At 31.8% G+C, this 13,860-nt stretch carries 15 protein-coding genes; 6 read left to right on the top strand and 9 right to left on the bottom strand.

Annotation, left to right across the window (positions count from 1 at the left end):
- Positions 1-3 precede the first annotated feature (3 nt).
- Genes B4J88_RS11400 through B4J88_RS11375 form a run of 6 tightly spaced genes read right to left on the bottom strand, consistent with a single transcriptional unit; the run spans position 4 to position 3,142 of the window.
- Complete coding sequence (locus B4J88_RS11400) at positions 4-468, bottom strand: DUF1801 domain-containing protein (protein ID WP_038330627.1); 465 nt, start codon at positions 466-468, stop codon at positions 4-6.
- Entirely contained in the window at positions 468-1,448 is a 981-nt protein-coding gene (locus B4J88_RS11395; RefSeq protein WP_125350074.1) for a DUF1801 domain-containing protein, read from the bottom strand. Before B4J88_RS11395 ends, B4J88_RS11400 begins: the two co-directional genes overlap by 1 nt.
- Positions 1,403-1,858: an SRPBCC domain-containing protein gene (locus B4J88_RS11390; RefSeq protein ID WP_125350073.1), complete on the bottom strand. Its 456-nt coding sequence runs from the start codon at positions 1,856-1,858 to the stop codon at positions 1,403-1,405. The genes B4J88_RS11395 and B4J88_RS11390 overlap by 46 nt, the downstream gene beginning before the upstream one ends.
- A 3-nt stretch (positions 1,859-1,861) precedes the next feature.
- Entirely contained in the window at positions 1,862-2,254 is a 393-nt protein-coding gene (locus B4J88_RS11385) for a VOC family protein (RefSeq protein WP_125350072.1), read from the bottom strand.
- 12 nt (positions 2,255-2,266) lie between these two features.
- Entirely contained in the window at positions 2,267-2,674 is a 408-nt protein-coding gene (locus tag B4J88_RS11380; RefSeq protein ID WP_125350071.1) for an SRPBCC family protein, read from the bottom strand.
- 21 nt (positions 2,675-2,695) lie between these two features.
- Positions 2,696-3,142, bottom strand: a complete 447-nt coding sequence (locus B4J88_RS11375) for an SRPBCC domain-containing protein (RefSeq protein WP_219033967.1) — start codon at positions 3,140-3,142, stop codon at positions 2,696-2,698.
- Positions 3,143-3,360: 218 nt separating this feature from the next.
- Here B4J88_RS11375 and B4J88_RS11370 point away from each other — a divergent pair, with 218 nt between their 5' ends.
- A complete protein-coding gene (locus B4J88_RS11370; protein WP_219034004.1) occupies positions 3,361-5,166 on the top strand; it encodes a CocE/NonD family hydrolase in 1,806 nt (601 codons plus the stop codon).
- A gap of 51 nt (positions 5,167-5,217) precedes the next feature.
- Here the strand turns inward: B4J88_RS11370 and B4J88_RS11365 are convergent, their stop codons facing one another.
- Both B4J88_RS11365 and B4J88_RS11360 read right to left on the bottom strand, forming a co-directional pair.
- A complete protein-coding gene (locus B4J88_RS11365) occupies positions 5,218-5,634 on the bottom strand; it encodes an OsmC family peroxiredoxin (protein ID WP_115000360.1) in 417 nt (138 codons plus the stop codon).
- A 246-nt stretch (positions 5,635-5,880) separates the two neighbouring features.
- On the bottom strand, positions 5,881-6,897 hold the full coding sequence (locus tag B4J88_RS11360) for a YCF48-related protein (RefSeq protein ID WP_219033968.1): 1,017 nt from the start codon (positions 6,895-6,897) through the stop codon (positions 5,881-5,883).
- Between the two features lie 184 nt (positions 6,898-7,081).
- Between B4J88_RS11360 and glsA the strand changes: the two genes are divergently transcribed.
- The 5 genes from glsA (at position 7,082) to B4J88_RS11335 (ending at position 12,395) form a co-directional block, all read left to right on the top strand.
- A complete protein-coding gene (gene glsA / locus B4J88_RS11355) occupies positions 7,082-8,023 on the top strand; it encodes a glutaminase A (RefSeq protein ID WP_414646628.1) in 942 nt (313 codons plus the stop codon).
- 6 nt (positions 8,024-8,029) lie between these two features.
- Entirely contained in the window at positions 8,030-8,923 is an 894-nt protein-coding gene (locus B4J88_RS11350; protein ID WP_219033970.1) for a LysR family transcriptional regulator, read from the top strand.
- 73 nt (positions 8,924-8,996) lie between these two features.
- Positions 8,997-9,956, top strand: a complete 960-nt coding sequence (locus tag B4J88_RS11345) for a YeiH family protein (protein WP_291067682.1) — start codon at positions 8,997-8,999, stop codon at positions 9,954-9,956.
- Positions 9,957-10,008: 52 nt separating this feature from the next.
- Complete coding sequence (locus tag B4J88_RS11340; protein ID WP_280050969.1) at positions 10,009-10,716, top strand: peptidylprolyl isomerase; 708 nt, start codon at positions 10,009-10,011, stop codon at positions 10,714-10,716.
- Between the two features lie 29 nt (positions 10,717-10,745).
- A complete protein-coding gene (locus B4J88_RS11335; RefSeq protein ID WP_291067681.1) occupies positions 10,746-12,395 on the top strand; it encodes a B12-binding domain-containing radical SAM protein in 1,650 nt (549 codons plus the stop codon).
- 56 nt (positions 12,396-12,451) lie between these two features.
- Here the strand turns inward: B4J88_RS11335 and B4J88_RS11330 are convergent, their stop codons facing one another.
- The gene (locus tag B4J88_RS11330) at positions 12,452-13,858 is read right to left on the bottom strand and encodes an efflux transporter outer membrane subunit (RefSeq protein ID WP_286475983.1); all 1,407 of its coding nucleotides are present in this window, start codon (positions 13,856-13,858) and stop codon (positions 12,452-12,454) included.
- Positions 13,859-13,860 lie beyond the last annotated feature (2 nt).

Below are 13,860 nucleotides of genomic sequence, written 5' to 3'. Positions count from 1 at the left end.
GATTTATTTTTTTCGATTAAGTAGTACTTTTTCATAATTTTCTATCCATTGTTGTGGCGTAATTTTTTGCGCTAATTCTCCGATTAATTCAAACGGAATATCCTCTACTTTTTTGAAACGAATACAACTTTTTCCCATATCTAATTTACGTTTTGAGTATTTTGGATATTCATCAACAAACCAATTCAGCAATTTATTGTCCATATAAATTCCCATGTGATATAACGCAATGAAATTCTTTTGAGAAGCAATATTGATAAACGGCAACGGTGATTTCGGATCGCAATGATAACCATTCGGATAAAGTGAAAACGGTACAACAAACCCAAGATGACCATAGCTCAACTGCAACTCGAAACCAGTGGGTAATTTATCTGCCAAAATTTTAATTAATTTCTCAACAGCTTCTTTTCTTTCTACTGGAATTGACGTTAAATATTCTTCTAAATTTGCGACTTCATATTGCATTATTTTCGATATTTATCATTCAAACCTTTTCCTTCTAAAATCATAGGTTTTATTTTTTCGATGCGAGAAATTTTCGTTTTCTCTTGTTTTGCTTCATCAATATATTCGATGTATTCTTTTTGTCTTCCTGAAGTTAAAGCTTTAAATGAAGTAAATAATTTATTGTTTTGATTTAGAGTTTCTTTCAAAATCCCATCAACTTCTTTTGGTACAGATTTTTGAGGTTTTATTTCCTTTCCGTCTTTCACCAATTGAATCGCTTCTAAGACATATTCTCTTACTTTTTCGACATCAATTTCATCGGCAGAATTAAATCTCCATTGACGCAAAGCTTTCGTTTTTTCTTCATTCGCATTCACCAAAACTTTATATTGATCTTTCAAGAAAACGCCATTGTGAAACCACAACGCAAAATGATTTTTGAAACCACTAAATGCCAACACATTTTTCTTGTTAAACGTATAAATATCTCCACCCCATTTAAACTCTTTTACAAGTTCCGTTTCATTTACAACTTGTTGAATTTTCTCATTCGCTTCTGCCCAATTACCATTGTATTTCGTCCATTCTTCAGCTTTCTGATCTTTCATCAAACTAACTTTATACAACACAATTTCTCTCAATAATTTCTTCGGTAAAACTTTATCCAAAGGAAGTTGTATTGTACCTTTTGATGTTTTATAATCGGTTAAATCATTTTTAAAATGTTCGATTGTTTCTGCTCCAGGATAAATCCCTACATGATTTTTGAACATCGCAAAATGAATCACATTTCCATTCAAACGAAATGTTGGCATTTTATAATTAATCGTTTCCATTGCTCTTGGTACAGCTTCATGAATAATTTTTCTTACGTTTTCTAAAATCTCCTGTTTAGCTTGATCAAACCCAAGAATATATTCATCAATAGTTGTGAAATTATCTGTCATCATAATTAATCTTCGCAAATCTCTTTCAGTTTGCGCAGTGCATTTATCCACATTTCTCTGACTTGAGTTTCTGGAAAAACCTGATCATCTATCTCCACCGAACAGGTTAATCGTGTGTGACCTTCTACATCTTCCATTTTATAGGTTTCTTCTGTATTTTTCCACGCATCAATTTCTGGTCCATCAAAAATTTCTTGACCTTCTTCATTCAGCTTTCCTATATGACGCATTTTGATTGATTTTCCAATAATATTTTCATCTATTGTAGCAATCATCGCTGCCGAACCTTTCTCGGTATCATAAGTGAAATAAACATGAGAACCTTCGGACCAATCTCCTTTAAAATCTGAAGTTTCACTAAACGATTTCGTCCAAATTTTATACGAATCTGGCGCAATCATTACTTTATGCACATGTTTAGGCTGCGCATAAATTACTTCTGTAAACGATACTTTTTTCATATTTTAAGCATTTGCTAATCCAAAAACAGCTCCAGCAGGATCTTCTACAATTGCAAATTGAAGATTTCCTTCTTTATTTTTAATCTCATGAATAGATTTCCCTCCCATTTCCAACGCTTTTTGTAAACTTTCCGCAACATTTTCTACACTAATGTACATAATCCATTGAGAAGGAATTCCTTTATTCATACCACGTTTCGTACAAACTCCACCAGCCGCATTTTCTGGAGAAGACATCATTGCATAATCATTGTATTCTTCTTCGCCATCTTTCATCGCAACATTTTTGACTTCCCAACCAATCACTTCTTTGTAAAAATCTTTTAATTCAGTCGAATTTTCAACAGTTAAATCAGCCCAAACCATTTGACCAATTTTCGATTTATTTTCTTCCATCTTCTACTATTTTTATCGATTTGATTCAACATAATTTTTGAAACTATTCAAAATAGCTTGCCAACCTTGTTGTTGCATTTCAGTAGGATTTTGACTTTCTGGTTCAAATTTTTCTGTGATTTTGGTTAAATTATTTTCTTCATGAAAATTAATTTCAACCTTACGACCATCTGCGATGTAATAACGAATAAATTTATTTGGAATGATTTCATCATATTTAGCTTCAAATTCGAATTGAAAACTGCCATCTTTCGCAGCCATCGTACTCTTTAATTTTCCACCAACTTGCAAATCATTTTCTGCTTTCGGACAATGCCAATCATCAGAAGCTTGATTCCATTTTACAATATCTTCAGGAGAATTAAAAGCTTTCCAAACTTGATCTATTGGAGCATTTATTATTGTTTCGATTGTGATCATACGTATGTCTTTTGTTCATTTTTAAGGTTTCATAAAATCAAAAGCACCTTTGCGCAAATTAATTCCATATTCGAGATAAGCTTTCAAACAAGCCAAGAAATTAGCCCAACCTTCTGTTTGTCCCATCAATTGCTTAATTCCAGCTTCATCATCATTCATTTCATGTTCAATGACTTTGACAATTGTCGAATCATTTTCTCCTTTTTCAAGAAAAATTTCCACCAACATATCATCAACACCGCCACTCCAATCAAACGAAATGTATTCATCTTGTTTTAAATCGCCTCCCATTACAGGAAAAATATCATCAAACTCAGGGAATTTCCATTCAACAATTTTTCCAGTTTCGATAGCACCCGTAGAAGAAGCGATAAAATATTGATTCATCTTATTTGGATTAACAATCGCATCAAAAACTTCATTTTTAGGTTTCTGAATTTGAATTGTTGCTTTTGCAGTTAACTTCATTTCAATTGATTTTGGCTAACTAATTTAGTCAAAAAAAGTGTTCGAATTTTCAAATTCATAAAAAATAATTAAAACTTTATCGATATTGAAATCATTTGTAGAAAATAATTCGATTTATAAGTGTAAAATTTAAAAGTTTTTTACATTTATAGTATTGTAAAATTGATAAACACGTGAAAAAATTTACTCAAAAAGCAACTCTACTTAGTCTTATTTTGATGAGTGGAATTAGCTATGCGCAAGTTGCAAAAGCAGATTCTGCCTATGTTAGAGAGCATTATGAAAAGACCGAACAATTGATTCCGATGCGAGATGGAACGAAATTGTTCACGGCTATTTATACGCCAAAAGATCAAACCAAAAAATATCCTGTTTTACTTAATCGAACACCTTATACCGTAGCGCCTTATGGAGCAAATGAGTATAAAAAATCGCTTGGAAATTTCCCTGCAGAAATGCGCGAAGGTTTTATTTTCGTGTACCAAGATGTGAGAGGAAAATGGATGAGCGAGGGTGAATTTGAAGATGTACGACCTGTTAATAAAACGAAAAATAAAAAAGCGATTGACGAAAGTACAGATACGTACGACACATTGGAATGGTTGGCAAAAAACATGAAAAATTACAACCAAAAAGCTGGAATCTATGGAATTTCTTATCCTGGTTTTTATTCAACAATGAGTTTAGTTAATTCGCATCCAACCTTGAAAGCTGTTTCGCCACAAGCACCAGTTACGAATTGGTTTTTAGGCGACGATTTTCATCACAATGGTGTATTATTTCTGAATGATTCTTTCAAATTTATGTCGTCATTTGGTGTAAAACGTCCGCAACCAATTACGCCAGATAAAGGTCCAAAATCATTAGAATATCCAATCAAAGATAATTACCGTTTTTATTTAGAAGGTGGATCTGTAAAGGAATTGAAGGATAAATATTTTCAAGATAATATCAAATTCTACAATGATTTGTTTGCACATCCTGATTATGATCAATTTTGGCAAGATAGAAATCCTTTGCCACATCTTACCAATGTGAAACCTGCTGTGATGACGGTTGGTGGTTTCTTTGACGCAGAGGATGTTTATGGTGCTTTTGAAACTTATAAAGCAATTGAAAAGCAAAATCCGAATGCGACAAATATTTTGGTCGCTGGACCATGGTTTCATGGTGGTTGGGTTCGCTCTAAAGCCGATACGTTTGGCGATATGCAGTTTGGAACGCCAACAGGTGAATATTATCAGCAACAAATTGAATTACCTTTTTTCAATTATTATTTAAAAGATAAAGGAAATTTCAAACCGACAGAAGCGCAAATCTTTATCACAGGTTCTAACGAATGGAAACAGTTTGATACTTGGCCACCAAAGAATGTGACAACTCAGAAAATGTATTTGCAAGCCAACGGAAAAATATCTTTTCAACAGACTAATAATACAAGTTTTGATGAATATGTAGCAGATCCAAATAATCCTGTTCCATATCAAGGTGGTGTTTTAGAAAGTCGTCCACGAGAATATATGGTCGATGATCAACGATTTGCGTCAACTCGTCCTGATGTTATGGTTTATCAAACCGATATTTTAACGGAAGATATGACAATCACAGGTCCAATTATAAATCATTTATTTGTTTCATCAACAGGAACAGATGCTGATTATGTAGTAAAATTGATTGATGTTTTTCCTGAAGATACACCAAAATATAATGGGAAATTGATGGCTGGATATCAAAATTTGATTCGTGCCGAAATTATGCGAGGAAAATACCGCAATAGTTTTGAAAAACCCGAAGCAATGGTTCCTAATCTGAAAACAAATGTAACGTATTCTATGCCAGATGTTGGACATACTTTCAAGAAAGGACATCGTATTATGATTCAAGTTCAAAATACATGGTTTCCTTTAGCAGACCGCAATCCGCAACAATTTATGAATGTTTATGAAGCAACCGCGAAAGATTTCTTGAAACAAACACAACGAATTTATCACGATTCTTACATCGAAATTCCAGTTTTGAAATAACAAAAAATCCAACAAGTAATTTGTTGGATTTTCTATTTTGATTCTATCAATTTATTCAACTAAAACTGCAGAAATCAACACTTTTTCGAAACTAAATGAAACACTAATCGGACAGGTTTCTTCTGCCTCTTTTGCTATTTTCTGAAATTCTTCATCTGTAATCGAAGGAATACTTGCTGTTAAACTTAATTCTGATCGAACAACTTTTCCTCCTTCAAAAACAATTTTACAATCGGTTTCTAATTTTTCTGCTGTATAACCTGCGTCTCCAAGTAATGCAGAAGTTTTCATTGTAAAACAACCTGCATGAGCCGCTGCCAGAAGTTCTTCTGGGTTTGTTCCTACTCCTTCTTCAAATCGACTTTTGAACGAATATTGCGTATTATCTAATACTGTACTTTGTGTGGTTAATGTTCCTGATCCTTCTGTAACCGAACCATTCCAAACTGCTTTTGCACTTCTTTTCATTTTGAATATTTTTTAGATTGAATTTTATTAAAGTTAAAGATTATGAAATCATAAGAAGAATTAATTCTCAACTTTAAGAATAATTTTAACGAAAAAAGTTCAGATAAAAAATATCTGAACTTTTACTAAAAAAACTACTAACCACCCTTTACTATGAATTGTATTAGGTTATTCAAATTTACTAAGAAACTAATATTTATAAAATTGAAAATCAATTTCTAATCTAATTTTAATTTTAGAAAATCTTTATAACGTAACTTTTCCTATCTTTCCTTTATTCCCAACCAAAATCACATATTTCTTATCTGGCGAAACTGTACACGTATTGTAACTATCTTGTGTAATAGTTGTCCAATTATGTCCTCCATCTGCTGAATAATCCACTCCAGAATATCCACAAACCAAGACTTTATCTTTTGAAATAATTGTTACGCCAGATTTATATCCTGTTGGATATTTCCATGAATCTTGAAAAGCAATTTTACCATTTGTCAACTTAAATTTATAGAAATTATAGCTCGAATCTTCTGGTTTTGTAAAATCTCCACCAACCAAATATCCTACATTATTTGTTGCGTCATAAGCCATTCCATTAATTCCAGAAGTAGAACTTTTTGTTTTCTCTAACGCATACATTTGACCACCTTTTGGCGTATAATAGTATAAATTCGATAGCTCTCCTCCTGTCACAATCAAGGTTTGCTTTGCATCTACATACAAATTACTTCCACTTGAAGCAAAAAAAGCTTCTTTCGGATTTTTTAAACGCAAAGGTTGACCATGAAGCGATTTTGCAACTTCCCATTTTGTCGGATCAGTAATCGAAGACGTTAATACAAATGGTTTATCTGGCGACATTGGATCGCCCAAGACAATAATCTTTTTCGAAGTTTTATCCACATAAATTGCATCTAAAAAAATACCTTTTTCATTATTTTCATACACTTTATTCCATGATTTTCCGCCATCTTTCGTTTGCAAAACATAAGCAGGAGAATCAATTCCTAAAGCTAAATAGTTATCTTTTCCTAAAACTTCTACATCTCTAAAATCTCTATTTTCAACAACTTTCGGGTTAATCCAACTAAATGTTTTACCACCATCTATCGTTTTACCAATTGTATTTTTTGAGCCAGAAACAATAAACGTTTTTGCATCCTGAAAAGCCAAACCTCGGTAACTAACAGACGAATTTTCCTCATTAATCACTTGATAGGTTTGCGCAAAAGACAAACTCGATAACAATAGGACGAAATATTTCATTTTTTTATAAATTTTAGATTCTACATTTTATATAAAACTATTTTATCTCGGCGAATCAACCAAATATTTTTTAAGTTTGTGTTTTACATCAAATAAAATGAAACGATATACATTCTCAACATTACTTCTAAGTCTTACTTTAACATGTTTTAATCCAATTAATCAAACTGTTTATGGACAAAATATGTCAAAAAATAGTTCGAGAAGTTTACAGATTAATGAAAAAACATTAAACGATATTCTTGAGAGAAATAAAGCTTTTTACAAAGAAGGAAAAGTTGCCGATTATATTCCAGAATTAGGAAAAATGCAAGCGGATAAAATTGCTTTTTCTGTAGTTAATGAAAATGGTAAAGTGATAAATGTTGGCGATATCAATCAAAAATTTACAATTCAAAGTATTTCTAAAATCATTGCGTTGATGATTGCTATTACAGAAAAAGGGGAGAAAAATGTATTTTCTAAAATGGGTTATTTCGGAACAGATAAACCATTTAATCATTACGCAAACCTTGAAACGACAGGAAAACCTCTGAATCCAATGATGAATGCTGGTGCGATTTTAACAACTTCTATGATTGATGGTGAAGGTGAAATTCCTTTCAAAAAAATCCTTGAAATGGTTCGCTACATCACCAAAAATAATTCGATAGATTATAGCAAATCCGTTTATAATTCTGAAAAAGAAACGGGACACAAAAATCGTGGAATGTTTTATTTGATGAAAAATAATGGCTTGATTGAAGGTGATGAAGAAAAGTTGAACAACTATTTCAAACAATGTTCTATCGAAGTAACTGCCGAAGATTTAGCTAAAATTGGTTATTTCTTTGCGCATCAATGCACACGTTTTGATGGTGATGCAACGTATAAAAATCCAGAAATCTCACAGTTAATTCAATCTCAAATGTTGACTGCTGGAATGTATGAATTTAGTGGCAAATATTCACGCACCGTTGGTTTACCAAGTAAATCTGGCGTTGGTGGCGGAATTACCGTTTCCGTTCCAAACAAAATTGGTATCGGCGTTTTCAGTCCTGCACTTGACGAACATGGGAATTCCGCAGCTGGATATCATATGATTTTGGATTTGGTAAAGCAATACAATTTAAGCTTATTTCAATAATTTCTTATGTTCGATTTTAGATTAAAAGTTTTTGATACGGTTGCTAAACGATTGAATTTCACGAAAGCAGCAAACGAATTAAACATAACACAACCAGCTGTTACAAAACACATTAAAGAAATTGAATTAAATCTTAACATTAAGTTATTTGAACGAAATGGGACGAAAATAAAATTGACCAAAGCTGGTGAAATTCTATTAAAATATACAGAAGAAATTTTTTCTGTTTATCAAAAAATGGAATTTGAAATTGGGCAATTACAAGAAAAACAAAAAGGAATTTTACGTTTGGGTGCAAGTACGACAATTGCGCAATATGTATTACCTCCTATTTTGGCAGAATTTCGAAAAAGATTTCCTGAAATTCAATTGAGTTTGGTGATTCAAAATTCGGAAAGAATTGAAGAATTATTAGGAAATCATAAAATCGATGTCGGTTTAATTGAAGCTCAAATCAAAAATAGAACGTTTCATTATTTTCCGTTTATGAAAGATGAAATTGTGTTAGTTTCTCGTCAAAATCATTCTATTTTTACCAAAAATAATATCAAATTAGATGATTTAAAGAACATTCCGTTGGTTTTTCGGGAACCTGGTTCTGGAACTTTAGAAACCATTGATTTAGCTTTAAAATCGAAAAATATAAAGCTAAATGAACTCAATATCGAAATTCAATTGGGAAGTACAGAAAGTATAAAATCGTATGTGTTACATTCTGATGCTTTAGCGTTTTTATCAATTCAATCTATTTTACAAGAACTTAAAAATCAAACTTTAACTATTATTGACATTAAAAACCTTGTGATAGAACGTAATTTCAATTTTATCATTCCAGAAGGTGATCAATCTAAATTGGTGAATTTGTTTATTAATTTTTGCAATAGTTATAACTTAAAGTAATAATAGATTACTTTTTATCATTTCTTTTTGAATAATAAGTACAAGAAATTTGTACCATAAAATTATTCAAATCATGAAAATTATACATTCAGAAAAAGGCTTATTTCAACAATTCACTACACAAAAAGTTATCTTTTTAATTTGTGCATTTCTATGTTTAATGCCTTTTATAAGCTCTCCTATCGCATTAGTTTTAGGATTTGTTGTTGCGCAAATATTTGGAAATCCATACGAAGTACAATCACGAAAAGTATCAAACACTTTACTGAAAGTTGCTGTGGTAGGTTTAGGATTCGGAATGAATATTTTTTCGGCTATACAAGCAGGAAAAGAAGGAATTGTATTCACCGTTGTAAGTATTTCTACGTTGATGATTTTAGGATTTTTATTTACCAAACTCTTCAAAATTGAAAAAGCTACAGGCTACCTAATTTCCGCTGGAACAGCAATTTGCGGAGGAAGTGCAATCGCTGCAATCGCGCCAATTACAAAAGCAAAACCCAATCAAATTTCGGTTGCTTTAGCAGTAGTTTTCACATTAAACTCAATTGCATTATTGATTTTCCCACCGCTTGGACATTTATTCAACTTATCTCAACACGAATTCGGTTTGTGGTGCGCCATCGCCATTCACGATACAAGTTCAGTCGTTGGAGCAGCAAATAAATACGGAGAAGAAGCTTTACAAGTCGCTACAACAGTAAAATTAGCACGTGCACTTTGGATTATTCCATTGTCGTTTTTAACCTTATTGTTTTTCAAAAACACCACATCAAAAATTAATATTCCGTGGTTTATTGGATTGTTTTTAATTGCCATTTGTGTGAATACCTATATACCTTTTGTTCATCAATTTAGCCCAATTATTATCGATTTATCAAAAGCTGCACTTACGCTTACATTATTCTTAATCGGAACAAGTTTATCATTTAAAATGATGAAAAATATTGGTTACAAACCTCTATTAATGGCTATTATTTTGTGGGTAATTATTGGAGTTGGAAGCTTAATTATGATTATGAATTTAGCTTAAAATCATTCAGATTTCTATATTTGTTGCTATCTTTAGAACAAGAAAATTTACAATGAATCATAGATTATTAAAAAATATTGCACTCGGAATTGGATTTTCAATTTCGAGTTTTGTTTCTGCACAAACCTATACTTTAAAATTCAAAACGAATTACGGAAAATTTGATGTGAAGTTATACGATTTCACACCAAAACATCGCGATTTGATTTTGAGTGAGATTAATAAAGGAACTTATACAAATGCACAATTTAACAGAGTTGTGAAAGATTTCGTCATTCAAGGAGGCGAATTAGATGATCCTATTTTGGCGCGAGAAGCCGAACATCCAGAGCAAAAACCGATTCGTTTAGCGCCAGAATTTAATCCGAAAGCTTTTCATAAAATGGGAGCTTTAGGTGCTGGTCGAGATGGAAATAAAGAAAAAGCTTCTTATTACAATCAAATTTATTTTGTTGTAGGAAAAAAAATTACAGCGAAAGAATTAGATGATTTGGAAACTAAAAAAGGAATCAAATTTACAGCAGAACAACGCGCTGAATATTTAAAAAATGGCGGACAGCCTCGTTTAGATCATGATTTTACAGTTTTTGGAGAAATTACAAAAGGTTTAGACAAAGTCATGAAAATTAGTGAAGTTGAAACAAAGAACGAATTACCATTAGAACCTGTTATTTTTTCAATCAAAGTGAAAAAGAAAAAAACGCCTACAAAATATAACAAAACAAGTGTTTCTTTGGGCGGCACAGCGATTGGTTTTTAATTATTATTTTTGCAAATCAATTACAAATTATGCAACCATCAATTTTATTAACGACTTTAAACGCAAAATATATTCACCTCAATTTGGCAATTCGTATTTTGTACGATTTGAATCATCATCGTGGAAATATTTTTTGGAAAGAATTTACGATTAAATCTGACTTTGATGAAGTTGCAGAAAAATGCGCTAAATACAATATTATCTGTTTTAGTTGCTACATTTGGAATATTACGCAGACGTTAGAGGTTTGTAAACGAATCAAACAAATTTCTCCTGAAACTAAAATTTTGTTGGGTGGACCAGAAGTTAGTTACGAATATGATGATGTGATTGCAAATGATTATATCGACTATATCATTGTAGGTGAAGGAGAAATTCCGTTCGAGGAATTTGCAGCAAATTATCCCGCAATAGAAAATGTACCGAATTTAGTTTACAAAAAAGAGAACGAAGTTGTTTACAATGTACAAAATATTCAATTTGATATTAATCGATTAAAAGGTCGAAATCCTTATCAATACGATAATCCAGCGGATTTGGAAAAGAAGGTTTGTTACATCGAAACTTCTCGTGGATGTCCTTATAAATGTGAGTTTTGTTTGGCAAGTTTAGACAATAAAATGCGCTATTTGCCGATGGAAACCATCAAAGAAAATTTGTTGTATTTGATGAAACACGGGAAAACAATCAAGTTTCTGGATCGTACATTTAACATAAAACGAGATTTTACGATTGAATTGTTTCAATTTATTTTGGATCATTATCGTGAAGGAAATGTTTTTCAGTTCGAGATTACAGCAGATATTGTTCATCCTGATATTATAAAATTCATCAACGAAAAAGTGCCAAAAAATCTTTTCCGTTTCGAAATCGGAATTCAAACCGTTAATCAACAAAGTAATCGAGAAGTTTCGCGCAAGCAAAATTTTGAAAAAACGTCAAATGTTATCAATCAATTGAAAGATCGTATTGAGATGCATTTAGATTTAATTGTTGGTTTACCTTTGGAATATATTGATGATTTGAAATTTAGTTTCGAAGAAACCTTTAAACTATATCCACCAGAATTGCAATTAGGTTTTCTGAAATTTCTGAAAGGGACTCCAGTTCGTCAAAAATATGAAAACTATGGTTACCATTTTGATCCAATGCCGCCTTATCAAATTATAAAAAGTGATTTTTTAAGTGAAAATGATTTAGAAAATATTACTGCTTTAGAAAATGCTCTGGAGATTTATTGGAACAAACCAAGAACGCCAGAAACGCTGAAATATATTAGTCAAAAGTATTCTATTTTCGATTATTTGATGGGATTAGGACAATATTTTGAGCAGCATCATTTGTTTCACAAACATACCTTGAACGATGTTTTTCAAACGATTTACGATTTTGCGCAAACATTTACAAACGACAAAATTATATTAGAATTAATCGCGATTGATTATTATAGTTTTCATAAATCAAAACCAAAAGATTTATTTGAAATGGAACAAAAAATTGAAGAAGATTTGAGTGAACTTGCTTCTCATCCAAAAAGTAAATTTGTTTCGATTCCAATTTCATTTGATTATCTAATTTGGAAAGATGAAAATCGAATTGAAGAAACTACCGAAAATTGGTTAATAGAATTTGTAGGAACTTCACATAATATTATTCATTGTGAAGTTATAGAGAAATAGAAACATAAAAAAACCTCTCAACTATTTGAGAGGTTTTTTGTTAAGATTAGAATTGCTTATTGCCATCCACCTCCAACAGCGCGATATAATTCGACCATTGATGATAAAGATGATAATTTCGCATCAACAACATTCAATTCAGCATTTAACCCATTGTCTCTTGCTGTAATTACTTCTAAATAGTTTGCCATACCGTAGTTTAACAATTCTTCAGAATAGGTAATTGCTTGATTGTATAATTGATATTCTTTTTGTTTATATTCAGCTTTTTTCGTTGCTGCATCGTAAGTGTATAACGCATCAGAAACCTCTTTACTTGCATTTAAGATTTTGCTTTTGTAATTAATCAAAGCATTTTCTTGATTTGCTAAAGCGACTTCTTTTTGCGTACGCAATTTGCGTTGTTGTAATAAAGGTTGAGTTAAGTTACCAATCACAGTTGCAAATAAAGATTGCGCGCTAAACAATTTATCGATATCAATTCCTTGTACACCACCTGTTGCAGTAATAGAAAGAGAAGGATAAAAACTTGCATTCGCAACGTTAACATTCTCAAAAGCGTTCATCAATCCAAACTCTGCAGCTTTGATATCAGGACGATTTTCTAATAATTGAGCTGGAACACCAACAGATAATTTTTCATTAATTTTCTGAGAAGCTAAGTTTGTACGATTAATTGATTGAGGATTTGTTCCTAACAAAATACTCATCACATTTTCGTTCATCTTAATTCCATTTTCAACATCAACCAATAATGATTTCACATTGAACAATTGCGCTTCTGTTTGGTTAACTGCAACTTCTGTAACACTACCAGCTTCTTTCAAAGCTTTCGTTGTTTCTAAACTTTGCTCGCGGTTGATTAAAGTTTTATCTAAAATTCTTTTTTGCTCATCTAAAGCCAATAAGTTGTAATACGCATTTGCAATAGAAGCAACAATTTGTGTTTTTACCGCTTTGTGCGCTTCTACAGTTTGCAAATAAGTTGCAGCAGATGCACGTTGATTACTTCTAATTTTACCCCAAATATCTGCTTCCCAACTTAAGTTCCCTGAAACTTCGTATTGACTTTGTGCACGTTTTGACATCAATGCACCAAACTGAGTGTTACGAGAGTTTTCTGTAAACGTATATTTTGGCCCAACAGATAAAGTTGGTAAATAACCTGCTTTACCTTGTTTAGCATACGCCTCAGCGACTGCAATATTTTGCAGTGCCGAACGTATATCTAAATTATTTTGTAAACCTTGATTAATCAAAGCTTGTAATTGAGTGTCTGTAAAAATTTGTTTCCAAGAAACAGTTGCAACACTAGCACTGTCTTTTGCAATAACATCTGTTCTGAAATTTGCTTCATTTACAACAGCTTCAGGACGATGATAATCTTTTGCTACGAAACAAGACTGAACAGCAAACAATCCAGCTGCGATTAAAGTAATATTAAATATTCTGTACTTTTTCATTT

It is taken from the genome of Empedobacter sp. UBA5036 (assembly GCF_002415215.1).
Lineage (GTDB): Bacteria > Bacteroidota > Bacteroidia > Flavobacteriales > Weeksellaceae > Empedobacter > Empedobacter falsenii_B.
The sequence above is the reverse complement of the archived record's forward strand: the minus strand, read 5'-3'. Positions and strand labels throughout refer to the sequence as shown.

Coding starts and splice junctions, on each gene's coding strand:
- B4J88_RS11345 (WP_291067682.1), top strand. CDS start 8,997: ATGAAAATTATACATTCAGAAAAAGGCTTATTTCAACAATTCACTACA.
- B4J88_RS11335 (WP_291067681.1), top strand. CDS start 10,746: ATGCAACCATCAATTTTATTAACGACTTTAAACGCAAAATATATTCAC.
- B4J88_RS11370 (WP_219034004.1), top strand. CDS start 3,361: ATGAGTGGAATTAGCTATGCGCAAGTTGCAAAAGCAGATTCTGCCTAT.
- B4J88_RS11360 (WP_219033968.1), bottom strand. CDS start 6,897: ATGAAATATTTCGTCCTATTGTTATCGAGTTTGTCTTTTGCGCAAACC.
- B4J88_RS11400 (WP_038330627.1), bottom strand. CDS start 468: ATGCAATATGAAGTCGCAAATTTAGAAGAATATTTAACGTCAATTCCA.
- B4J88_RS11385 (WP_125350072.1), bottom strand. CDS start 2,254: ATGGAAGAAAATAAATCGAAAATTGGTCAAATGGTTTGGGCTGATTTA.
- B4J88_RS11330 (WP_286475983.1), bottom strand. CDS start 13,858: ATGAAAAAGTACAGAATATTTAATATTACTTTAATCGCAGCTGGATTG.
- B4J88_RS11365 (WP_115000360.1), bottom strand. CDS start 5,634: ATGAAAAGAAGTGCAAAAGCAGTTTGGAATGGTTCGGTTACAGAAGGA.
- B4J88_RS11375 (WP_219033967.1), bottom strand. CDS start 3,142: ATGAAGTTAACTGCAAAAGCAACAATTCAAATTCAGAAACCTAAAAAT.
- B4J88_RS11380 (WP_125350071.1), bottom strand. CDS start 2,674: ATGATCACAATCGAAACAATAATAAATGCTCCAATAGATCAAGTTTGG.
- B4J88_RS11350 (WP_219033970.1), top strand. CDS start 8,030: ATGTTCGATTTTAGATTAAAAGTTTTTGATACGGTTGCTAAACGATTG.
- B4J88_RS11390 (WP_125350073.1), bottom strand. CDS start 1,858: ATGAAAAAAGTATCGTTTACAGAAGTAATTTATGCGCAGCCTAAACAT.
- glsA (WP_414646628.1), top strand. CDS start 7,082: ATGTCAAAAAATAGTTCGAGAAGTTTACAGATTAATGAAAAAACATTA.
- B4J88_RS11340 (WP_280050969.1), top strand. CDS start 10,009: ATGAATCATAGATTATTAAAAAATATTGCACTCGGAATTGGATTTTCA.